Source organism: Sediminibacterium soli, from assembly GCF_009939225.1.
Lineage (GTDB): Bacteria > Bacteroidota > Bacteroidia > Chitinophagales > Chitinophagaceae > Sediminibacterium > Sediminibacterium soli.
Window position 1 is genome coordinate 1,248,543 of sequence record NZ_JAACJR010000008.1, and the last position, 22,892, is coordinate 1,271,434.

18 protein-coding genes are annotated in these 22,892 nt (G+C 51.2%); 7 read left to right on the forward strand and 11 right to left on the reverse strand.

Annotated elements, in window-relative coordinates; all coding sequences use genetic code 11:
- Positions 1-97 precede the first annotated feature (97 nt).
- Together GWC94_RS12520 and GWC94_RS12525 are read left to right on the forward strand one after the other, a co-directional pair.
- Complete coding sequence (locus GWC94_RS12520) at positions 98-1,180, forward strand: pseudouridine synthase (RefSeq protein WP_161835356.1); 1,083 nt, start codon at positions 98-100, stop codon at positions 1,178-1,180.
- A gap of 2 nt (positions 1,181-1,182) precedes the next feature.
- A complete protein-coding gene (locus GWC94_RS12525) occupies positions 1,183-1,887 on the forward strand; it encodes an RluA family pseudouridine synthase (RefSeq protein ID WP_161835357.1) in 705 nt (234 codons plus the stop codon).
- A gap of 35 nt (positions 1,888-1,922) precedes the next feature.
- On the opposite strand, the gene GWC94_RS12530 is transcribed toward GWC94_RS12525, so the two are convergent.
- From GWC94_RS12530 to GWC94_RS12575, 10 genes are all read right to left on the reverse strand, one after another.
- A complete protein-coding gene (locus GWC94_RS12530; protein WP_161835358.1) occupies positions 1,923-2,582 on the reverse strand; it encodes a hypothetical protein in 660 nt (219 codons plus the stop codon).
- Positions 2,583-2,603: 21 nt separating this feature from the next.
- Entirely contained in the window at positions 2,604-3,884 is a 1,281-nt protein-coding gene (locus GWC94_RS12535; RefSeq protein ID WP_161835359.1) for a metal-dependent hydrolase family protein, read from the reverse strand.
- 85 nt (positions 3,885-3,969) lie between these two features.
- Positions 3,970-4,605: a peroxiredoxin gene (locus GWC94_RS12540; protein WP_161835360.1), complete on the reverse strand. Its 636-nt coding sequence runs from the start codon at positions 4,603-4,605 to the stop codon at positions 3,970-3,972.
- A 216-nt stretch (positions 4,606-4,821) separates the two neighbouring features.
- Positions 4,822-5,979, reverse strand: coding sequence for a DNA polymerase IV (dinB, locus tag GWC94_RS12545; protein ID WP_161835361.1), 1,158 nt, complete (start codon positions 5,977-5,979; stop codon positions 4,822-4,824).
- 172 nt (positions 5,980-6,151) lie between these two features.
- Positions 6,152-7,171, reverse strand: a complete 1,020-nt coding sequence (locus GWC94_RS12550) for a PorP/SprF family type IX secretion system membrane protein (RefSeq protein ID WP_161835362.1) — start codon at positions 7,169-7,171, stop codon at positions 6,152-6,154.
- Positions 7,172-7,176: 5 nt separating this feature from the next.
- Positions 7,177-13,572: a PKD-like domain-containing protein gene (locus GWC94_RS12555; protein ID WP_161835363.1), complete on the reverse strand. Its 6,396-nt coding sequence runs from the start codon at positions 13,570-13,572 to the stop codon at positions 7,177-7,179.
- Between the two features lie 220 nt (positions 13,573-13,792).
- Positions 13,793-14,308 (reverse strand): ribosome maturation factor RimM, encoded by a 516-nt coding sequence (gene rimM, locus GWC94_RS12560; RefSeq protein ID WP_161835364.1) that lies wholly within the window; start codon positions 14,306-14,308, stop codon positions 13,793-13,795.
- A gap of 178 nt (positions 14,309-14,486) precedes the next feature.
- Positions 14,487-14,933, reverse strand: a complete 447-nt coding sequence (rpsP, locus tag GWC94_RS17015) for a 30S ribosomal protein S16 (protein ID WP_317163478.1) — start codon at positions 14,931-14,933, stop codon at positions 14,487-14,489.
- Positions 14,934-15,130: 197 nt separating this feature from the next.
- Entirely contained in the window at positions 15,131-16,450 is a 1,320-nt protein-coding gene (gene ffh, locus GWC94_RS12570) for a signal recognition particle protein (protein ID WP_161835366.1), read from the reverse strand.
- Positions 16,451-16,675: 225 nt separating this feature from the next.
- Positions 16,676-17,548, reverse strand: a complete 873-nt coding sequence (locus GWC94_RS12575) for a sigma-70 family RNA polymerase sigma factor (protein ID WP_207708591.1) — start codon at positions 17,546-17,548, stop codon at positions 16,676-16,678.
- 291 nt (positions 17,549-17,839) lie between these two features.
- Between GWC94_RS12575 and GWC94_RS12580 the strand changes: the two genes are divergently transcribed.
- The gene (locus GWC94_RS12580; protein WP_161835367.1) at positions 17,840-18,223 is read left to right on the forward strand and encodes an START-like domain-containing protein; all 384 of its coding nucleotides are present in this window, start codon (positions 17,840-17,842) and stop codon (positions 18,221-18,223) included.
- Here the strand turns inward: GWC94_RS12580 and GWC94_RS12585 are convergent.
- Positions 18,220-18,840, reverse strand: coding sequence for a hypothetical protein (locus GWC94_RS12585; RefSeq protein WP_161835368.1), 621 nt, complete (start codon positions 18,838-18,840; stop codon positions 18,220-18,222). The two genes, GWC94_RS12580 and GWC94_RS12585, sit on opposite strands and share 4 nt — an antisense overlap.
- Before the next feature lie 22 nt (positions 18,841-18,862).
- Here GWC94_RS12585 and GWC94_RS12590 point away from each other — a divergent pair, with 22 nt between their 5' ends.
- The 4 genes from GWC94_RS12590 (at position 18,863) to GWC94_RS12605 (ending at position 22,876) form a co-directional block, all read left to right on the forward strand.
- Entirely contained in the window at positions 18,863-20,314 is a 1,452-nt protein-coding gene (locus GWC94_RS12590; protein ID WP_161835369.1) for an LptF/LptG family permease, read from the forward strand.
- 10 nt (positions 20,315-20,324) lie between these two features.
- Positions 20,325-21,047, forward strand: a complete 723-nt coding sequence (locus GWC94_RS12595) for a superoxide dismutase (protein ID WP_161835370.1) — start codon at positions 20,325-20,327, stop codon at positions 21,045-21,047.
- Positions 21,048-21,133: 86 nt separating this feature from the next.
- A complete protein-coding gene (locus GWC94_RS12600; protein ID WP_161835371.1) occupies positions 21,134-21,553 on the forward strand; it encodes an OsmC family protein in 420 nt (139 codons plus the stop codon).
- Positions 21,554-21,925: 372 nt separating this feature from the next.
- Positions 21,926-22,876, forward strand: coding sequence for a cation diffusion facilitator family transporter (locus GWC94_RS12605; RefSeq protein WP_317163483.1), 951 nt, complete (start codon positions 21,926-21,928; stop codon positions 22,874-22,876).
- Positions 22,877-22,892 lie beyond the last annotated feature (16 nt).

Genomic DNA, 22,892 nt, shown 5'->3' on the forward strand with positions numbered 1-22,892 from the left:
AGGGCTTTCGCTTCCTAATCGACTATCCGGCGTTCCTTGTCCGATATTTGTTACCTTTGCCCTTCATTCCTGTTGTAAAACAGCAAATCCCGCACAAATGAAGAAGCGTACAGACAACTTCGACAAGTTCAGCAATCAGAAGAAAGGTTCCGCCATCAAGGAAGAGTTCAGGCAGCAGAAAAGAAAAATCAAGCAGGAAGCCAGGGCCGCAGGCGAGGAAATGCGTAAGAAGAAACTGGACAAACAACGCGGCATCAAAGAAGAAGACGGGGGAAGCCCTGCAAAGTACGAGGCAAGAGGTCCGAAGAAACCCTTTAAGACCGCGGAAAAAAACGCCGGAAAGCAGTTCGGGAAAAAACATCCCCGCCAGGAAAAAAATGCAAAGCCCGATCCTTCTCCGCAGCCAATTTCCTTCAAAAAAAATACGAACGACACAGAGCAGATGCCGCTGAACAAATTCATTGCGCATGGCGGCGTTTGTGGCAGACGCGAAGCCGCAGAGCTGGTGAAAGAAGGCAAAGTGACGGTGAACGGCGATAAGATCTTTGAACCCGGCTACAAAGTTTCCGGCAAAGACAAAGTGATCGTAAAGGGCAAGCAGGTATTTCTCCAGAGAAATGCCGTGTATATCCTGCTCAATAAACCCAAAGACTACCTCACCACTTCCGCCGATCCGCAGGGAAGAAAGACCGTGCTGGACCTGGTCAAACAGGCAACCACCGAAAGAGTATACCCTGTTGGCCGACTTGACAGGAACACCACGGGTGTATTGGTCCTTACCAATGACGGCGAACTGGCTCAGAAGCTAACGCATCCTTCTTTTGAGATCAAGAAGATATACGAGGTAACACTCGATAAACCCGTTGCCAAAAAAGACCTTGAATCCATCCTGAACGGCCTTGTTCTCGAAGACGGACCGGTGAAGGCAGACGCAGTGGGTTATTCAGAAGGCAATAACAAAAATGTGGTGGGCATAGAGATACACAGCGGCCGCAACCGCATTGTGAGAAGGATATTTGAACACCTGGGTTACGATGTAAGGGCGCTGGACCGTGTAATGTTCGCCAATCTTACCAAGAAGAATGTGGACAGGGGTAAATGGCGCTTCCTGAATGAAAAAGAAGTGAGGCTGCTCAAATTCATGAACAATTCCTTTGTCAGGAAACAGAAAGTATCCTGAGCATGCACATAGATATCATTTTCGAGAACGATCATTTTATTGCGGTCAATAAACCTTCCGGTCTGCTCAGCATTCCCGACAGGATCGGAGAGGAAATCTCCCTGAAACAGTTGCTGATCAACCGGTATGGCAGTGTTTATACGGTGCACCGTCTTGACAGAGATACCAGCGGTGTGATCGTTTTTGCCAAAGACGAGGAAACACATAAACAGCTGTCGCAGCTGTTCGAAGGGCGGGATATGGAGAAATACTATCTCGGCCTGGTATATGGTTCCATGATCAACACATCCGGAAGCATTGACGCACCCATCATGGAACATCCCGGCAAAACAAGTAAGATGATGACGCATGCCAAAGGCAAACCATCGTTGACCGATTACGAGGTGCTGGAAACCTTTCGCCTGTTCTCCTGGGTAAAATTCCGGATACATACAGGCCGCACACACCAGATCCGGGTACATATGCAGCATATTGGTCACCCCATCGTATGTGATGATTTGTATGGTGATCCCAAACCTGTATTGCTGTCTTCGCTCAAAAGAAATTTTAAATTATCCAAAGCAGCCGAAGAAGAGCGACCCATACTTAACCGCCTGGCTTTGCATTCATCAGAACTGTTGTTCTCACTCAATGGCGTGTCGTTTCATCTTACGGCTGAACCGCCAAAAGACCTGCGGGCTGTGTTGCAGCAGCTGCGGAAATTATGAGTGATTGATCCTGTTGCATGGTTATTTCCGGCTACTCATAATGGCGGTAAACGACAGGTGCTGTAGGCATCGCACAGTTCCATACCGCCCGTAAAAAATCCAGCTGTCTTTGCCGCAGCGCTGATCATGTCCTGGTCTTTTGCATCAAAGGTTACATGAAAATTACCATCATCGCAAAGATGCAGTGCCAATGGATGCGCAGGATTATCGCCTATCAGGAACCAGACAGGTATATCGTATACATGGGAAAAAAGCACCAACGGAATAACCGAGGCAAGTCCCTGTTGATCGAGTTTTAAAACGATGGACGATTCCTTCCTGCCTGCATAACCCAGCATTCTGTTACGGCTGCGGAAATGCTCAAACGGGAACTCCTTCCAGGAGGATTGTAAGAAATCCAGCAGGTAAAAATGTTTGTTATCTGTTGCCGGCAGAAAAGCGGTTAGCCTATGCAGGATCTGTTCGCGGTAATCCTTTCGATTTGCTGCATTCACCGCTATCACCATATGCGATTTGGTGATGAGGGGCTGTGGTTGAAACGGCTCCCGGTGGTCATAGTATTTACGGATCCTTTTTCGGTCGGAATAATTGGCTTCGTCAAAATCCGAGGCGTAGGACGACTGGAAGGAAGCTATCAACTGGTCTGCAAAAACGGACTGCCGGAAGAAGGCATCCCTGCTTATTTTTTCTACCATCACTGTGAAAATAGTGGGAAACTACAGATTCTTAACTACAACACCGTTTTTCATCACAAAACGCACACGTCCCATGCTTGATATGTCTTTTACCGGATCACCATCCACTGCAATGATATCGGCAAATTTATCTTTCTCTATCACGCCTACCCTGTCATCTCCCAGGAGATCAGCGGCGCTGACGGTGGCGGCGTGTATTGCTTCCAGCGCAGGCATTCCCGCTTCTACCATATAGGCAAATTCCATCCAGTTCTTGCCATGCGCGTATACACCCGCATCGGTACCAAAAGCGATCTTCACCCCCGATTTATAGGCCTGGGCAAATGTGCTCTGTATCTTGGGCCCGATGGCCAATGCTTTGGGTGTAACGATCTCCGGAAAATAGCCTGGCTTTTTTGCCGAATCCGCAACAGATTTACCCGCGGTGATGGTAGGTACAAAATAGGTTCCCATTTTCTTCATCAGTCCCATCGCTTCCTCATCCATATAGGTTCCGTGTTCGATAGAGTTCACGCCGGCGCGTATGGCACGTTTCATGGCTTCTGCGCCGTGGCAGTGTGCCGCCACCTTAAAACCATAATCCTTAGCTGTTTCTACAATCGCTTTTAACTCTGCTTCCGTAAACTGTGGGTTCTCCCCGCTTTTGGCTACGCTCAGCACACCGCCCGAAGCGGTGATCTTGATCACATCGCTGCCTTCTTTGTAACGCTGCCGTACGGCCTTGATACAATCTTCCACACCGTTCACCACACCCTGCGCCGGACCGGGATCGCCCATCAGATCGCGGCGGTAGCCGTTGGTGGGATCTGCATGACCACCGGTTGTGGCGATGGATTTGCCGGCGGTATATACCCGCGGACCTTTGATCAGTCCTTTGTTGATGGCATTGCGCAGCGAGAGATTTACCCCGCTGCCGCCCAGGTCGCGCACCGAAGTAAACCCTGCCATAAGCGTGCGTTCTGCAAACAGCACCGACTGGTAAGCATAGTCAGCGGGATTGAATGTAAAAGTCTCCATGTACTTGTTCGGATTGGTCTCCGTTTCCATGTGCACATGCATATCGATCAGACCGGGCATAACGGTTTTGCTTTTGAGGTCGATGGTCCTGTCGGTTCCCATCGCTGCCGTATATCCTTTCTGCACCTCGGTTACTTTGTTGCCGTCTACGATAATAGACATCTCCTTCAGTATTTCATTCCTGCGGGCATCCACCAGCTGTCCGCAATGGATGATGGTGCGCTGTGCGAACAGAACAGAACCCATCATCATAGCTGTTACAACGAACAACAATTGTTTTCTCATGGCAATTATTTGTACCAAGATAACGCAAAAAGTCCCCATTCAGGCAAAATGCCTGATGGGGACCTGACAAGTACGAACGAAAAAACTATTTATTGGGCTGGGGCGTGTACCGCAGGTAAGGTTTTACCACGTTCACTCCTTTCGGGAATTTTTTGATCGCGTCTTCCGTGCTTACGGAGGTAACCACGATCACATCCTGGCCTTCCTGCCAGTCGGCGGGTGTGGCCACGCTGTAATTGGCGGTCAGCTGCAGTGAGTCGATCACGCGCAGCACTTCGTAGAAATTCCTGCCGGTGGAAGCCGGATAGGTGATCATCAGCTTTACTTTTTTATCGGGCCCGATCACAAAAAGCGAACGAACGGTAAAAGTCTCCGATGCGTTGGGATGGATCATACCGTAGGCATTGGCGATGCTTTTGTCCTGGTCGGCAATGATCGGGAATCCAACGTTTACGTTCTGTGTTTCATTGATATCGTTTACCCAGCCCTTGTGTTTGTCAAGCGGGTCAACGCTCAATGCCAGTACCTTGACATTACGTTTGGCGAATTCTTCCTGCAGCAGGGCAGTTTTGCCCAGTTCGGTGGTACATACCGGTGTATAATCGGCCGGGTGCGAGAACAGGACACCCCATCCATCGCCTAAATACTCGTAAAAATCAATGTCGCCCGCAGTTGTCTGGGCCTGGAAATTGGGAGCTATATCCCCTAAACGTAAGCTCATACTATTTGGTTTTGGTGGTAAAAATAAGGATTTTTATTATTTCCTACTAAAAAAGTAGACTTTGAGGCAATTTGAAAATGAGGACAAGTGAGGGTATTGCCAAATGGCTGCATGGTTGTATTGTTATACTGTTTGGGATCAGAGACTGCCAACAATATAACCGTTTAGCAATGCAGCCATTCCTACCCATTTTCAAATTTTCAAACTACCTCATTTTCAAATCTTCTTCACCACCCTCGCTTTCTGCAAGGAGTTTTTGCCGTATTTGTTTTTTACCTCGTCGATGGCTTTGTAGAGGTTGTTCTTGCGGGTTGCATCGTCGAACAGGCTGCCCTGTACGGCGTGGTTGGTGAGTTCGCTGAGGCGAACGCCCAGCAGGCGAACGGGCTGGCCCTTGCGGTGCAATTTACGGAACAGGTCGATGGCAACCGGTATCAGTTCATCATCGCGCAGGGTATAGTCAATTTTGGTTTGCCTGGAATTGGTTTCAAAATCGGGATACCGGATCTTGACGGCGATACAGCCGGCCAGTTTTTCATCCTGCCTGAGTTCAAAAGCGATTTTTTCGGTCAGACGAACGATCTCGCTCAGCAGGAAAGCTTCGTCGGCGGTATTTTCTTCAAAGGTATTTTCGCTCGATATGGATTTTGCTTCATGATAGGCATGCACTTCCCCGTGATGAACGCCATGGGATTTCTGCCAGAGATCGGCGCCCCATTTGCCCAGTTTTTTCTCAAGCAGTTCCACCGGTGTTTCGCTCAGGTCGCGGATGGTGTGTATACCCATAGCCTGCAGGGTGCGGTGCATCTGCTCGCCAACGCCTGAGAATTTGTTCACCGGCAGGGGGGCAAGGAATTCTTTTTCGCGGCCCGGCTGCACAAACAGGTAGCCATTGGGTTTGGCTTCATCGGTTGCGATCTTGGCCACCATTTTATTAGTGGCCAGACCGAACGAAATGGGCAGCTGGGTTTTATCGATGATCTCCGTACGCAGGTCGATCGTCCAGCGATAGGGATCAAAGAACCTGTCCATGCCCGTGAGATCGATATAGAACTCGTCGATGGATGCTTTCTCGAACAGCGGTGCTTTGGCAGCGATGATCTCGGTAACCCATCTGGAATAATGACTGTATTGTCCGCGCGTACCCCGAACCAATATGGCATGCGGACAAAGCTTAAGCGCGGTCTTCATTGGCATCGCGCTTCTCACGCCGAACTTTCGCGCTTCATAGCTGCATGTGGTTACCACGCCCCTTTCTCTCGAGCCGCCCACAATAACCGCCTTGCCCCTGAGCGTAGGATCGTTAAGCATCTCCACACTTACAAAGAAAGAGTCCAGGTCAAAATGGGCAATATATCGCTGCGGAGCGCTCATCGGTTTAGCAAGGTAGAAAGAATTGATTTACGGAGTAATGGATTCCGGATTGGCGGATTCCGGATTCGTGAATCCGCCGATGCACAGTCAGTCGGATTATCGCCCCGCAATTCCTGAATATACAATCCATAATCCGCCAATCCGGAATCCACTAATCCACTCATTCCTTATCCTACTTCCACGGACATGGGATTGGCCTGGCGACCCGCTGGGGGGAGCGGAAGATGAGGGATATTTCGTAGGTTTTGAGGTTACCGAGCGAGCTTTTGTAGGTGCCTACGGGAACATCATAGGTAAAGCCGGCCTGCAGGTTGCGGTAACCGAAACCGAGATAAGGTATCACCGCTTCTTTACTCCGGTACCAGATGCCGGCATTGATCACCGAGGGCGATTCTTCATCGCCAAACAGGCGGCCGAAATTTACGCCGGCAGTCCAGGAATTGAGGTTGCTTTCCAGCATACAGATGGCATTGCTGTTGAACACCCATTTATCGCTGAGAAAAGTCTGGTAGTCTGCATGGATATTGTATCTCGGCGGATCGATCTGCTCTTTATCGTTCAGCGCAGAGCGCGCCGTTTTCAAGAACCGGTATCCCGATACGCCAAAATCAAAACTCGCCCCTTCCGATACCAGGGAGTAATTGATCCCGGCAAACATGGAGAAATAGGGTTGTATATTCGAGAGATACGGCTCCTGTGTAGGCAGGGCCCGGTTGAATCCCGAGGGACCCAGTTGCTGCGGAAAGCTCAGCTCGGCAAAATTGATCACCGTATTGGAATAGGTTCCGCCCAACCCTATCGACAGTCCGTGCATCTCGTCCTCATCCAGTCCTACATGCGAGCTGACGATAAAATGAAAGGAATTGCTTTTGTAGGCGCCGGAAAGACCCCTGTCCTGCAGGAACATCAGTCCACCCGCGATATAATTCGATTCTTTTGCTTCCTGTTTAAAAAGTTTCCCGTCAAAACAGATCGAGGTGGTGGTTAACGGCTCCACGCCCTCTCCCAGCCACTGGCTGCGGCGATTGCCCACAATACGCCAGCTGGCATCGCCGTTACCGGCCAGGGCCGGGTTAACACTTAACGGCGAGGAATAGAATTGCGAGAATACCGGATCCTGTGCCCGCAATTGTGTGATCGCAAGCAGCAGCGCTGTTACAGCAGTCAGTAGGTATCTGGTACTTTTTCTCATTTCAGTTATCGAAGTAATAATACCTGGCCTTTTTTCTCCACGGGACTGCCGTCAAGCGCAATGCCTGTGGCCACCCATATATAGATCGCCATCGGCTGCTGCACGCCGCCCATGGTTCCATTCCAGCCAATATCTTTGTTCTTTGTTTCAAACACCATTTGCCCAAGCCGGTTAAACACTTTGAAATAATGGAAGGTTTTGATTCCCGACAGGTAGGGATACAGTATATCGTTAACACCGTCTCCATTGGGTGTAAAACTTTTTGGCACCATGATGTTCACCAGGTTCGGATCGAATACGCGCACCAGCATACTGTCTGGCGTAATACAGCCCGCAGGCGAGATCAGTTGTATCACATAATCCTGCGTTACCTCGAAATTGAAATTCGGGTTAAAGGTATTCGGATTATCAATGCCTTTTGTGGGTAGCCACTGGTAGCGGTAACCGGCACTGTCTCTTCCCGTCAGCTGCGTGGGCTCGCCGCGGTAAACACTTACAGACGGAAGCCGTACCGCCGCAATGGGGTACTGGATATCCAGTGTACTGTCGGCCATATTCACCGATGCGGGACAATACAACTGGCTGGCGCGCAGTTTCACATGGTGCTTGCCGCCTTTTACATAGACGTTCACACCGTTGAAATCCGATGCAGTCCGGTTATCGCCAAAATCCCATAACCAGTCCGTGGGACCCATACCCGCGGTGTCTACCAGGTTGGTAAAATGTATCGGCATGTTCACGCAATAGATATCGTAGCTGAACTGCATCAGCGGTTTGTTGATATAATACAGCGCAACCGGCGCGGCCGCGGTATCGATACAGCCAAACTGGTTGGTCAGTATGGCATTATAGCTGCCCGGCGAGCGCGTGGTAATGGCCGGCGTGGTAAGCGATGGAACGACAGCCGACCCGTTATAGGTCCATTGATAGCTCAGCGTTTCGGCAGACTGTATCGAAAGCGTATCCAGTTTGTCTTCGCAGATATAGATGCCGTGTTTTGTAACAACCTGGCCAACGGGCAGGGGATTGATCTTTTGCGTAAGACCGCTGGTATGGATACTGTCTATACAGGCATTGTCGGCAGAACGCATGATGGTGAATGTTCTGCTTTCGAGAGTGGGTATGGCGTTCACCACCCATTTATACGCAGCCGTGGTGATATTGGAGATCGTTCCGGTAACACCGTTATCTGTGTAGTCAAAGGTCCAGGGGCCCTGTCCCACAAAATTCACCGCCAGTGTATCAAACGGATACCGGCAGACAACCGTGGGACCTGAAACCGTGGCGCGCGGCACGGGACGCACATACACCGCCACTTTAAACGGATTGCCGGTACAGCCGGTATTGAACGGCACTACCGAATAGGTAACCGTATCCATCAATTCGGTGAGGTTTTTCAGCGTCTGGCTGATGCGTGTTTGTCTCGACAGCCCCGCGCTGAACCCGCTGGCAGACAGAACAGGCGCCACCGTTGGCGTTGACCAGGTATAGGTTGTGTTGGGCGGCGTGGTTGCCGGGGTTTCTTCAAAAGTCACTTCACTGCATACGACCGTGGCCCGGTCCGCCACTTTTGCCAGCGGTATGCCTACGGTTTCTGTAAGCGTAAACGGTGTGCCTGTACAACCATTGGTGCTCGGCGTAACCGTATATACGATCTCGGCAATGGCATTGCTGCCGTTGAACAGGGTCTGCGATATCGTGGGTGCGCCTATGTTTCTTGCACTGCCTCCGGTTACAATACCGGCGGGTACGCTGGCGGGTGCCGTCCAGGTATACAGTGTGTTGATGGGTACCGGTGAAGGTATTACGGTAAACGCCAAGCCGGTGCACACCGTATCGCGCAGGTTGGCCACAACCGGTGTGGGTTTCACAGGCACCACCAGCGTAAAGCTGTTACCCACACAGCCCGACGCAGAAGGCACCACGGTATAGGTGGCGGTATCTGTCAGGTTGTTGGTGCTTTTCAGCGTCTGGCTTACCGCTACCTGGCTGATGGTTTCAGGAGAACCGCCGGTAAGACTGTTCAGGGGCCCCAGTACCGGCGTGCCCCAGGTATAACTGGTGCCTGCGGGAACGGCAACGGCGGCATAACTGAAAGCGGTGCCGCTGCAAACAGACGCCAGCACCTGGTTGGGAATAGATGGCGCCGGTGTTACGCTGACGGTGGCTGCAAACGAAGCACCCGTACACCCGTTGGTCTGCGGCGTAATGATATAGTTGGCAAAGGCCGTGTTTACCGTGGAATTGGTAAGTGTCTGCCCGATATTGTCCTGCGGAACAGGTTGTGCCGAGATACCGCCGATCGTTCCCGACGGGTTGGCAGAAGGCAGGGCCCAGGTATACCTGGTGCCTGCCGGCACATTCAGCGGGTTGATATTGAATACCGTATTGGCGCAAATGGAAACGGTTAGGTTGGCCACCTTAGGCGCTGGCTTTACAATGGCATAGACCGTTTGCTGGTTGGTACAGCTATTGGCCGTAAGCGTATAGTTGTATGCAACGGTAACTGGATTGATGGTTGTATTCACCAGCACTTCTGCGGGATTGATAGGCCCCGCACCATTACCCTGCCCGTTGCTGATGGCGGGCAATACCGGACGCACCCAGGCATACGTGGTGCCTGTTGTAGCCGAGGCGGGTGTATACAGGAACTGTGTGCCGCTGCAGATGGCCGCAGGGTTGAGATCGCTGGTCAATACCGGAGCGGGGTTTACCACCACATTTACCTGCTGCACCGCCTGGCAGGCGTTCGGCGTGTTCAGCGAATAGGTATAGGTTACCGTTACCGGGTTGGAGGTGATATTGATCAATGCCTCGGCAGGATTGCCTGTGCCGCTCGCAGCCGAATTGCTGATGCCCGTTACCACCGTTCTTGTCCAGGAGAATGCAGTTCCCGGCGTATTGCTGTCGGGGGTATAATTGAACACATTGTTGCTGCATACCGCAGGCGGGGTAAGACTTGTATTCAGGCTCGTAGCGGCATTTACCGTTACCGCCACAATAAAAGGACTGCCCGTACAGCCGTTCGCTGCAGGTGTTACCGTGTATGCCGCAAAAGCCGGAGCGCTGGTGCTGTTATTCAGCACCTGGGAGATAGTGTTCTGCGGTATGTTTTGCGCCGTGCCGTTGGCGATTGCCGTAGTGGGCGTGTACAATGGCTGCCCCCAGGTATACTGTGTGCCCAAGGGAACATTGGCAGGACTGACAACAAACGCCGTATTGTTACAGGTGCTGGTGAACTGGTTGGTGATGGTGGGCGTGGGCTTTACATCCACATTAACGGTTTGCGAATTGGAACAGCCGTTGGCGGTAAGCGTATACAGATAAGGCGTGCGTATGGTGGCCGTAGTGCTGTTTACCAGCACCTCGGCAATATTGGTTGTGCCGGAAGCAACCGTACCGTTGTTGATGGCTGCCATGGTTTGCCGGGCCCAGGTGTAGGTGGTTGAGGCTGTAGAAGAAGTGGGCGCAAATGAGAACGGCAACCCGCTGCAGATAGCCGCCGGCGCCGGATTGGTCAGCACAGGCAAGGCATTTACATTCACGGTTACATTCTGTGTATTCACACATCCGGCCGGCGTTGTCAAAACATAGGTATACACCACCGGAACGCTGCTGCTGGATACATTGACCAGCGTTTCGTTCGGATTATTGATGCCCGATGCAACCGGATTACTGATGCCCGTTAAAGCGCTTCTCGTCCACGAAAACATCGTTCCGCTGGTGTTGGACAAAGGATCATAACTAAAAAGCGTGCTTCCGCAGATTGCCGCGGGTGTGACGGCACTGGTAAGCTGCGGCACAAAGGCAATATTCGCATCAAGCGAAAAAGCACTGCCGGTACAGCCTCCTGCCGAAGGTATAACCGAATAGGTTGCCGTGGCGGCAGCCGATGAGCCGTTGACCAGCGTTTGCGTAATCACCGATGCATTGGTTCCCGCGCTTGCATTATTGATGGTACCCGCGGGTACATAGGTAGGAAGCAGCCAGGAATAGGTGGTGCCTACGGGTACATTCAGCGGACTTACGGTAAAACTGGTATTGCTGCAGGTATTCACTACCAGGTTACCCACCATCGGCGATGGCTTTACCGAAACCGTAACCGTCTGTGTACCGGAACAGCCATTGGCGGTGAGTTTGTATACATAGGGCACGGTTACTGTTGCCGTGCTGGTGTTAACCAGTATTTCGGCGGGATTGTCTACCCCCGATCCGCTGCCATTGCTGATGGAACTGACAACGCTCCGCTGCCATTCGAAAATGGTTCCCGAAGTGGCCGAGGCCGGCGGGTACGAAACAGCGCTGCCGCTGCAGATAGCGGCTGCCGTTAAGGATACACTCATCTTGGGCACCGCGTTTACCCGAACGGTAAGCGATTGGGTATTAGAACAGCCGTTGGCAGAAAGGGTGTAGGAATAGGGGACATTCACAAAAGCGGTGGAGGTATTCACCAGTGTTTCGCTGATGCTTCCGGTGCCGCTGCCGGCTGCATTGCTGATATTGGCGGTAACGATGCGCGACCAGGTATAGCTGGTATTCGCCACCGTGCCTTGCGGTGTATAGGTAAACACCGCATTGCTGCAGACCTCGCCTGCAGAAACGGGCGCGGTCTGCACCAGGGTGGGCAATGGCTTTACCGTAACAGGTATCAGCTGGGTGTTTTCGCAGCCTGTAACATCTTTCGTGGTAAAAGAATAATAGGTGGTGATGGGCGAGTAATACCCCACCAGCATCGTAAGTACTTCATCCGGATCGTCTGTTGTGCCGGAGGTAAGCGCGCCGCTGATACCGGTTACATTAAACCGTTTCCAACTGTAGGTTGGACCGGTGGCGGTGGAGTTTGCATGAAAATTGAACTTGGTGCCGCTGCAGATGGCGGCAGGTGCATTGTTCGAGATCAGCGGCACCGAAGAACCTGCGTTCACCGTAACGGTAACGGTAAAATCGGCACCTGGACAAAGGTTGTTCCAGGGCGTAACGGCATAACTCACCGTTCCCGTTGTTCCCGCATTGGTCAGTTGCTGTCCCACAAAAAACTGCGGTACGCCATTGGCGCTGGCGCCTGCGATGGAGCCCGTTACGGCGGGTGTTGTCCAGGTATATTTGGTAGCGGCAGGCACATTGCTTGGCGATGCAAAAAAAGTATTGCCGCTGCAGACTGTTACACTCATATTCGCGATGCGGGGTAATGGGTTCACCCCTACGGTAATTCGCTGCGCCGATCCCTGGCAACCGGTCACCCCGTCTGTGGTGCGTATGCTGTATACGATATAGCGGGTATTGGTGGCATTGCTGTTGATCAGGATATCATTGATGGAAGCGGTACCCGAATTACCCGCTCCCCCGTTCACTTCGGCATTGGTGGTGGAGATGGTCCAGGCAAAAGTGGGCGCATTGAACAGCGTGGCCTGCGGCGTATAGTTGAATGCGTTGCCGCTGCAGATGTCTACGGGTGTTACCGGCGTGCTTAACACCGGGCTGGGGTTTACCGTAACCGCCACATCCTGTGTATTGGAGCAACTGTTGGCGCTGAGTGTAAAACGGTAGTTTACCACCACCGGCTGCACCGTACTGTTGTTGAGCAGTTCGTTGGGATTGCCTACGCCAAAACCACCGCTGTTATCGATACCCGTTACCACATTCCTGGCCCATACGATGCTGGCGCCCGTGGTGCTGCTTGCCGGTGAATAGGTATACCGCTGGCCGCTGCATAGGGCAGCGGGCGAATTGCCCTGGTTGTTTAATACCGGGAGTGGATTTACCGTTGTGGTTACCAGGAAGGAATTGCCTGCACAGGCGCCTGTTTTAGGCGAAACGGTATAGGTTACCGTGGCCGGCGCGGTGGAGGGATTCAGCAGGGTTTGTCCGCCTATGAACAACTGAGAACTGGGCTGATCGGCGGCGCCGGTAACCACACCTGCAGGACTGCTGGCAGACACCACCCAGGTATACCGGGTATTGGCTGGCACATCGGTGGGCGTATACGAAAACAGGGAACCGCTGCAGACGGGCACAAACAGGTTACCGATGCTGGCGGCAGGGTTAACGGTGATACGCAGCAGAAAGCTTATGTTCCGGGAAGTGGTAACGGTATAGTCGGCCACAACCGGTGTGTTGATGGTATTGGTAAGTGTCTGAAAAACCTCCAGCTGGTTAACGCCCGAAGAACTGCCGCTGGCCGCGCCGCCGGGTGTGATCACCGGCAGCGACCAGCTATAGGTTTCGCCCGGGGTATGACCGGGGTATTTGTAATGAAGTGCTTCCCCGCTGCAAAGGGTAACGCTGTAAGTGGTTTGTGTGAAAGCAGGCAGGCTGGCCGCTGCGCACAGCAGAACGGCAAATACCCTGAGGGCATGGTTTTTCATATTGAAGCGGATCTTACCGACGGCCATCACAGACATTTAATTATCTATCGCAGTTAAGCAGTATACTACCTGAACCAAACCCGGTTTCGGGGCTGGGGCGCCGATGAATCCAAATGCAAGAGATGAATCCCTGATAAGCCGCTGCCTGCAAGCGCGGCAAAATAAAGTTTTCCATCCCTGTCTGAAGACACATGGGAAGCTAATTTAATAGAATACTAACAAAATCGAGCGGCGGCAAAAGAAATTCCGCCTGTTTTCAGCGGTAAATATCTAATAATCCGTCTGGCAGGACTACGTGGATTTTCCCGTTTTTATGGTCGATTTTCTCAAGGGTTTCTTCGTGCAGGGGTATATACGCTTCTTTGCCTGCCAGGTCGATACGCAGTAATACCTGGTGCGGTTGCTCGATCACTTCCAGTATCGGGCCCAGGTCTTCTTCCTCGGTAACTAACTGATAACCAATCAATGAAATGGGCGACGACTTACCCGCCAGTTTACGGAAATCCTCTTCGGGCAGCCAGGCCCTGCGGGAAGAAAGGCGGTTGGCGGCTTCTTTGGTATCCACGCCTTCAAGTTTCACATAGGTCTCTTCCTGGTCCCTGGCCCTGGATGTTTCCACGAAATAAGGCAGGTACTGGCCCTTCTGCTCTTCGATGAACAGGGCTTCAACACCTTTCAGCACGGTTTTCTTACCAAGCGCGTGCTTGAGGATCACCTCGCCCTTGAGCCCGAAGCTGGCCACGATTTTTCCTATATGAATGTATTCTTTCATGGGCCTGCAAATTATTGATTGCTGCGGATAAATGGCTGCATTGTTATAGGGTTACATGGCTTTACAGTTACATGGTTTTATAACCAGAGACAAGGAAGCCGTATAACCATGTAACCATACGCCTGCAAAAACAAAAGACCCGAATCACTTCGGGTCTTTCACTATCATGCCTGGAAGATTATGCTTCTGTGTTTCCTTCAGCTTGTTCTTCAACTTTCGCTTCTACCTTTTTAACAACAGGTGTGTAAGCTTTTTTTGCACGCTGTGTTTTCCTGTGCTCTTCGTTACGACGGGCAACACTTGCCTCGTGCTCGTTATGCCAGGCCTGGAATTTGGTCATTGCCGCAGCATCGTCAAACAATCCCAGTTTTACACCGCGCAGCAGGTGTTTCAGGTACAATACTCCCTTGAAAGAGAGAATCCGGCGTACGGTATCGGTGGGTTGTGCACCCTTGTTCAGCCATTCCAGCGCTTTCTGACGATCAAGCTGAATGGTGGCCGGTACTGTAAGCGGGTTGTAAGTTCCTACTTTCTGAATGAACTTACCGTCTCTTGGCGCACGCGCATCTGCCACTACGATAAAGTAGAAAGGCCTTTTTTTGCTGCCGTGCCGCTGCAATCTCATTTTTACTGCCATTTTAAATAGACATTTAAAGGCGTTAATAAATTGGGTTTCGGTCTCGATTAAGAATAATCGGACGGCAAAACTAATTAATTAATAAGAAACAATACATAATTAACCATCCGAATTAGCAATAACTTAATAAAACCCTGCTTGATTGATGAAAAATCATTACTTATTGGCTCCTGTTTATGAAATAATTACTTCCGGCCCATGAACCTGCCGCCCATCGGCATATTGTTCATCATCTTCATCATCTGCTTCATCTGTTCAAACTGCTTCATAAAGGCGTTTACCTCGGTCATATCCTTGCCGCTGCCCCTGGCGATCCGCTGTTTGCGACCGGGGTTGATGGCATCGGGATTGGCGCGTTCATAGGGTGTCATCGATTTGATCATCGCTTCTATACCCTTGAATGCATCGTCGTTGATATCGATATCCTTGATGGCTTTACCCATACCGGGTATCATGCCCATCAGGTCTTTCAGGTTACCCATTTTTTTGATCTGCTGCAGCTGGTCCAGGAAGTCCTGGAAATCGAACTGGTTCTTACGGATCTTTTTCTCGAGTTTTTTTGCCTGCTCTTCGTCGTACTGCGCCTGCGCTTTTTCTACCAGCGTGGTAATATCACCCATGCCCAGGATGCGCTGCGCCATACGTTCGGGATAGAACACATCCAGCGTATCCAGCTTCTCCCCGCTGCTCGCAAATTTGATCGGTTTGTTAACCGTGTATTTGATAGACAGCGCCGCACCGCCGCGTGTATCGCCATCCAGCTTGGTAAGCACCACGCCGCTGAAGTCCAGCCTGTCGTTAAACGCTTTGGCCGTATTCACCGCATCCTGCCCGGTCATGGCATCCACCACAAACAGTATCTCGTTGGGTTCAACGGCCGATTTGATGCTGGCCACTTCGGTCATCATCACCTCATCTACCGCCAGCCGGCCAGCCGTATCGATGATCACCACGTTCTTGTTCTTCGATTTGGCTTCTTTGACCGCATTGCGGGCAATGGCAACGGCATCGTTGTTCTCGCGCTCGCTGTAAATATCCACGCCAACCTGTTCCGCCAGCACGGTCAGCTGGTCAATCGCCGCAGGACGGTAAATATCCGCGGCCACCACCATAACTGATTTGCCTTTCCTGGTTTTGAGATAACTGGCCAGCTTGCCCGTGAACGTGGTTTTACCGCTACCCTGCAAACCCGCTATCAGTATCACGGCGGGGTTGCCGGTAATGTTGAACTCCGCCTCGGTGCCGCCCATCAGCTCTGTCAGCTCGTCTTTAACGATCTTCACCATCAGCTGCCCGGGACTGATCGCATTGATCACTTTCTCGCCCACCGCTTTGTCGCGCACTTTCTCGGTAAACTCCTTGGCGATCTTGAAATTCACATCCGCATCGATCAGTGCACGGCGTATTTCCTTTACCGTATTGGCAATATTGAGGTCGTTGATCCTGGCTTCACCCTTTAGGTTCTTGAACGCCGATTCGAGCTTTTCACTTAAGGAATTAAACATAGTTCAGCTTGTTTCTGCCTGAAAATTGGGCAGCAAAGATAGGGGTTTGGGAGGAGGATGGCTGGGCGGGGTGGATCGGGGAAGCAGGGTGGTATTGTTAAATGGCTGAACGGTTAAATGGCTGACAGGGTTTGGGATGAAAGTCTCGAACAGGCCATATTGAATAGTCAGGCCGGGGTGGTAAGCGCGTTTTACTTTGTTCGTTATACCCCGCCCGCCATCGCCTTACCCCAGGTAGAATTTCAGGTGCTTGGAACGGTTGGTGCTGCGGAGTTTGGTAATGGCCTTGTCTTTTATCTGTCGCACCCGCTCCCGGGTGAGGTGAAAACGTTCGCCGATGTCTTCGAGACTCAGGGGGTGGTCTACGCCGATGCCGAAGAAAAAGCAGATCACTTCCTTTTGTCTTTCGGTAAGGGTTTTGAGGCTGCGTTCTATTTCAAGACGCAGTGACTCATGGTGCACCAGCTGTTCATCGGTCCGGTCTGCATTGGGGTTTTCCATCAGGTCAAGCAGGGTGCCCTCCTCTCCTTCCGACAAGGGCGTATCCATGCTTATGTGGCGGAAGCCTACGCTCATCGTGGCTGTAATTTCGTCGATGCCGATCTGCAGTATCTCGGCCAGTTCCTCGGGTGTGGGCTCGCGCTCAAACTCCTGTTCCAGCTGCTGGTAGGCCTTGCTGATGCGGTTGGTAAGTCCCACTTTATTAAGCGGCAGGCGTACGATGCGGCTCTGCTCGGCGAGCGATTGCAGTATGCTCTGGCGTATCCACCAAACGGCGTAAGAAATGAATTTGAAACCCCGGGTTTCGTCAAAACGCAACGCCGCCTTGATCAGACCCAGGTTGCCCTCGTTGATCAGGTCGGGAAGGGTTAGTCCCTGGTTCTGGTATTGCTTGGCTACCGACACCACAAAACGCAGGTTGGCCTTGATCAGCCTGTCCAGCGCCGATTGGTCGCCCTGGCGGATACGCAGGGCAAGCTGCACCTCTTCTTCGGGAGAGATCAGGTCAACCTTGCCGATTTCCTGCAGGTATTTTTCAAGGCTTTGCGATTCACGATTGGTAATGGATTTCGTGATCTTGAGTTGACGCATACTCATAGCTGAAACAATGTTTTGGGTGTATGTAGGGTTGTTACGTTTTAGCCTGTTTAGGGGGGAGAGATCCTGCGTCACGGAGCCGGCCGATAAGCAATTTAAGCTGTTTTTGAAAGTTTTACAAAAAATTCACATAATACAATTTGCTGATATGCAGGGCTTTAGTAATGGTGCAACATTGAGTTTTTTTGCGGTTTTTTCCCCCCTCCCATCGGCCTTAAAAAAACATTTGGAAGCCATGATTTATTTAATATTATTGCAGCCCTACGAAGATTGTAGATTAAAGAGATCGTAATGAGTAAAAAGCAACTTTATACGCTGGAATTCCCGGTAAGATGTTCTCCTGCTATTTTATACGAATTCCTGGCCACACCGGCGGGTTTACAGGAATGGTTTGCCGATAAGGTAGATGAATGGGAAAATGTATACAGTTTTTCCTGGAACGGCGGTGCGCCCGATAAAGCCGATGTACTGGATAAGGAAGAAGATAAATTTATCCGTTATCACTGGCAGCACAGCGACAAGAACGAATATTTTGAATTCAAAATAGAGAAGACGGAGATATCCAACCAGACCATTCTTCTGATCAAGGACTTTGCAGAAAAGAACGAGATCAAAGACCAGAGCCAGCTTTGGGAATACCAGGTAAAAGAACTCTTTCACAGGCTGGGCGCTTAATGCCTGCCTGTTGCGGTGTGCAGGTCTGCACTACCCTCCAGCATAACCAGTATTTCTTCAAATCCCTTACAGAAAAAATCGGGCAGCCGGTCCCATTCCTGCAGCGGTATTTTTTTTGCGATTTTCAGGAAGGGTAACTCCTGTCTGACCGTTTGTGTTGTTGCCGGAACATACCTGTCCGCCCGCAAATGATGCTCCCACGCATCCTCACCTGTACAAACCAGCCAGTCGCCCGGGTATTGTGCCAGGTACCTGTTTACATTTTCCGAATACTGCCGCAGGTAAGCACCCGATAACTGCAGCGTGATGCTGCAGAAATTTCCCCACCAGAAAAAACTGCGTATCGCAAAAGCATCCTGGCCCGAAAAATTGCGCGGGTGATCCAGCATTACCCAGGGCAATCCCTCGTACTGTTCTCCTTTCGATATCTTCGGTGAACGCGGACCGGCATCTGTTTTCAGTTTCGGGTGCCGGTCGAGCAGTAAGCCGTATTCCGCGCTGGTCTGACCGAACAGTGCGTATACTTTTTCGATAACGGCGTTCTTTGTTAAAATCCAGCCGGCATCAACCACCAGTTGGCGTTCCGTGGGCGAAAGCATTATTTTTGCGCGGGCCATAAAACAATATTAAGAAGGATACGTGATTAAAAAACTCGACATACTCATCATCCGTTCGTTCCTGGGTCCTTTTCTGGCTGCATTGCTGATCTCGCTGTTTGTGCTTACCATGCAGTTCTTCTGGCTGTATATCGACGATTTTGTGGGCAAGGGCCTGGACCTGTTTGTGATCCTTAAACTGGTGGGACTGGTTATCCTGTTCTGGGTGCCGATGGCATTGCCGCTGGCCCTGTTGTTTTCATCGATCATGACATTCGGTAACCTGGGCGAGACTTTTGAACTGGTGGCGATCAAGGCATCGGGCATACCCCTGCTGCGGTTTATGCGGCCGCTGACCATCATAGCGATATTCATCTGCGGACTTGCCTTCCTGTTTGCCAATAACATTGTACCGGTGGTTAACCTGAAACTGTCGGCGCTGAAATACGATATCATCGTTGCCAAACCGGCATTTGACATCAAGGAAGGTGTGTTCTACGACAAGATCGAGGGCTTTGTGATCAAACTGGGAAAAAAAGAAAAAAACGACAGTGTGATCCGTAACGTGGTGATCTTTGAAAAGAACCGCGATAACCTTTTACAGGACAACCTGCTGGTAGCCGAAAGCGGTATCATGCGCATCACGCGCGACAAGCGCTTCCTGGAGTTTGTGCTGAAGAACGGCTGGCGTTACGAGGAAAAAGGCGCTTATAACACCGTCAATACGCAGTTTACCCGGATGGGGTTCAAAGAATACAAAAAGGTTTTCGATCTCAAAAGCTTCAAGCTTACACAAACCGGCGACAGCGCATTCTACGACCCCAAGATGCTCAGTCTGCGCCAGCTGGACAAAGCCATCGATTCGCTGACCGATATCGACAGTTTTTATATTGCGCGATCCGAGCGGGAGGTGACGCCCTATCTCCCTTTTGCAAAATATGCCGATACCGGGTGGGCAAAAATAGACAGCCCTGCGCTGAACAAAACCGCCAAAGTGTTCAGCCAACTGATCCCCGACTCCATACGGATGCAGGTACTCGATGCGGGCTCCACCCAACTGGCCAGCATCAAGGGAAACCTGTCGGTACTTGCTTCCGATTACCAGGAACGGTATAAGCAACTGCTCAAGCACGAGATAGAATGGCATAAAAAATTCACACTGTCATTTGCCTGTTTTGTCATGTTCCTGATCGGCGCCCCGCTGGGTTCGATCATCAGGAAGGGCGGACTGGGTGCGCCGCTGGTGTTTGCGATCATCTTTTTTGTGCTGTTCCACCTGTTCAACACTTTTGGGGAGAAATTCGTGACCTCACAGCAAACAGGGCCTTTCCTGGGTATGTGGCTGTCTACCTTTGTACTGGTGCCGGTTGGCATTTTCCTGGTGTTTAAAGCCATGCGGGACTCGCAGCTGTTTAACCAGGAATTCTACTACAGGTTGTTTAAAAAGTTGCGGGCTTTTTTGGTTAACTTTAAGCCTGCAAAAAAATCAAGCTAAATTTTATTGTATGAAAAACCATAACAAGGGCCGCCGCGATTTTATCAGAAACGCAGGCGCCGCCGGTATTGCCGCAGCTGTGCTGCCATCCTTCGGCGCTTTCGCATCCGATTTACCCGGCACGGGCTTTACACAGAAACCTTTGCCTTATGCCTATACCGCATTGGAACCGGTGATCGACGCCATGACCATGGAAATTCATTATTCCAAACATGCCGCCGCTTACGCAAAGAACCTCAACGATGCATTTACCGAGGAGAAAATCAATACCGCCGGCAAATCGCTGGAATCCATCCTGCGCGATATCTCCAAATACTCCGGCAAGATCCGCAACAACGGCGGCGGGCATTATAACCACGAACTGTTCTGGCAATGTATGAAACCGGGTGGCGGCTCACGCCCCTCGGGAAAACTGGCGGCCGCGATAGACCGGGGCTTCGGCTCCTTCGACGCCTTCAAAACACAGTTTACCGATGCGGGCAAGAACCGTTTCGGCAGCGGCTGGGCATGGCTGGTGCTGAACAACGATAAAAAATTAGTGGTGGGATCCACCCCCAACCAGGATAACCCCCTGATGAACCTCAGCGACCTGAAAGGCACGCCCCTGCTGGGCCTCGACGTATGGGAACATGCCTACTACCTGAAATACCAGAACAAACGCCCCGACTATATCAACGCCTGGTGGAATGTGGTGAACTGGGACTATGTAGAAAAAAGATTCGAGTCGGCCTAAAACAATGAATGCGGAAGGCCAGGTGTGAAAAGATCAACGTCTTTTTGCACCTGGCCTTTCCTTTTGCAGTTTCCTAACTTCGCTTTATGAAAACAACAACCAAATGGGTGTCTGCACTTGCTTTTGACGGCGTGGCGGATACCGGTCATACCGTTCGGATCGACACCAGTGTGGAGGGCGGTGGACTGGGCTCTGGTATGAACCCCAAGAAGATGCTGCTCTGCGCTGCCAGCGGCTGCAGCGGTATGGATGTGGTGGAGATACTCCATAAAATGAAAGTGCCTTTTACCGTACTCGAGATAGAAGCCGAAGCCGAGCAAACCGAAGACCATCCCAAAGTGTTCAAATATGTGAACATGGTTTATAAAGTTGATGCCGCACCGGAATACCTGGATAAAGTGGAACGCGCCGTTACCCTCTCCCAGGAAAAATACTGCGGTGTTTCGATCATGCTGTCGAAACACTGTAAGATCGGGCATAGCGTGGAATTGATTCGGAAGGATTAGTGGATTTGCGGATTACGGATTTGTGGATGATTGGCCGATGGCGGTGAGCTGACTGCAATTGCAAAGGGCAAAATAGTTCTCTTCTCTCTGCGAGCCTCTGCACCTCCTGCGTCTCTGCGGTGAACAAGCACTGTCTCTTCACCGCAGAGACGCGGAGAAAGGGAGTTTCGCAGCATGCACTCCCGCCGATGTTGGTCGCATGACCAACATCCGATAATCCACTAATCCGTAATCCGCAAATCCCTCATCACCCCCCATCCCGAAAAAATAATCCGTGAATCCATCATCCGCGAATCCGTAATCCTATTTTTGCAATAAACTTCCTCCCTGCAATCCGCCAAGCAAAATTTCCGCGTCCAGTTATGGATCAGCATACTGAGTGTTGTGCTGTTCCTGGCAAAGATCATTGCATACCAGATCACGCATTCGCTGGCCATTTTAACCGATGCGCTGGAGAGTATCGTAAACGTGATTGCGGGATTCATCGGGCTCTATAGTTTGTATGTGGCCGGCAAACCCAGGGATCTTGATCATCCCTATGGCCATGGCAAAGCCGAATTTGTCTCCGCCGCCATCGAGGGCGGACTGATCGTGGCGGCAGGCGTTATGATTGTTTATGAAACCGTACTCAATTTCATCGCCCACAAACCCATCGAACAACTCGACAGCGGGTTATGGCTTATTGCGGCAACTGCTTTGCTCAATTTTATCGCGGGCAGCGTATGCCTCCGGATGGGCAGGAAAAATAATTCGCTGGCGCTAACAGCCAGCGGCAAACACCTTCAGACCGATACCTATACCACGTTCGGGATCATTGCCGGTCTGCTGCTGATGCTGTTTACAAAACTGTACTGGTTCGACAGCCTTATCGCCCTTGGGATGAGTACGATCGTGATCTACAACGGCTACCGCATTGTACGGGCCTCACTGGCGGGTATTATGGACGAGGCGGATATACAGCTGCTGAAGAAATTTGTACGGATACTGAATGAGAACCGCCCTCCCAGCTGGATAGACCTGCATAACCTGCGCGTGATCAAATACGGCAGCCTGCTGCATGTGGATTGCCATTTCACGCTTCCCTGGTACCTCAACCTCAAAGAAGCACACAAAGAAATTGACCTGCTTACCGACCTGATCAAAAAAGAGTTCGGCGATGCCATCGAACTGTTCATCCACACCGACCCCTGCCTCCCGGAAAGCTGCCCGCTCTGCATCAAAACAGACTGCCCGGTAAGACAACACCCCTTTGAAAGAAAGGTTGAATGGACACTGGAAAACGTACTCCTGAATGAGAAGCACCGGCTGCAGGGGGAGATATGAATCGTGAGACCTGAGT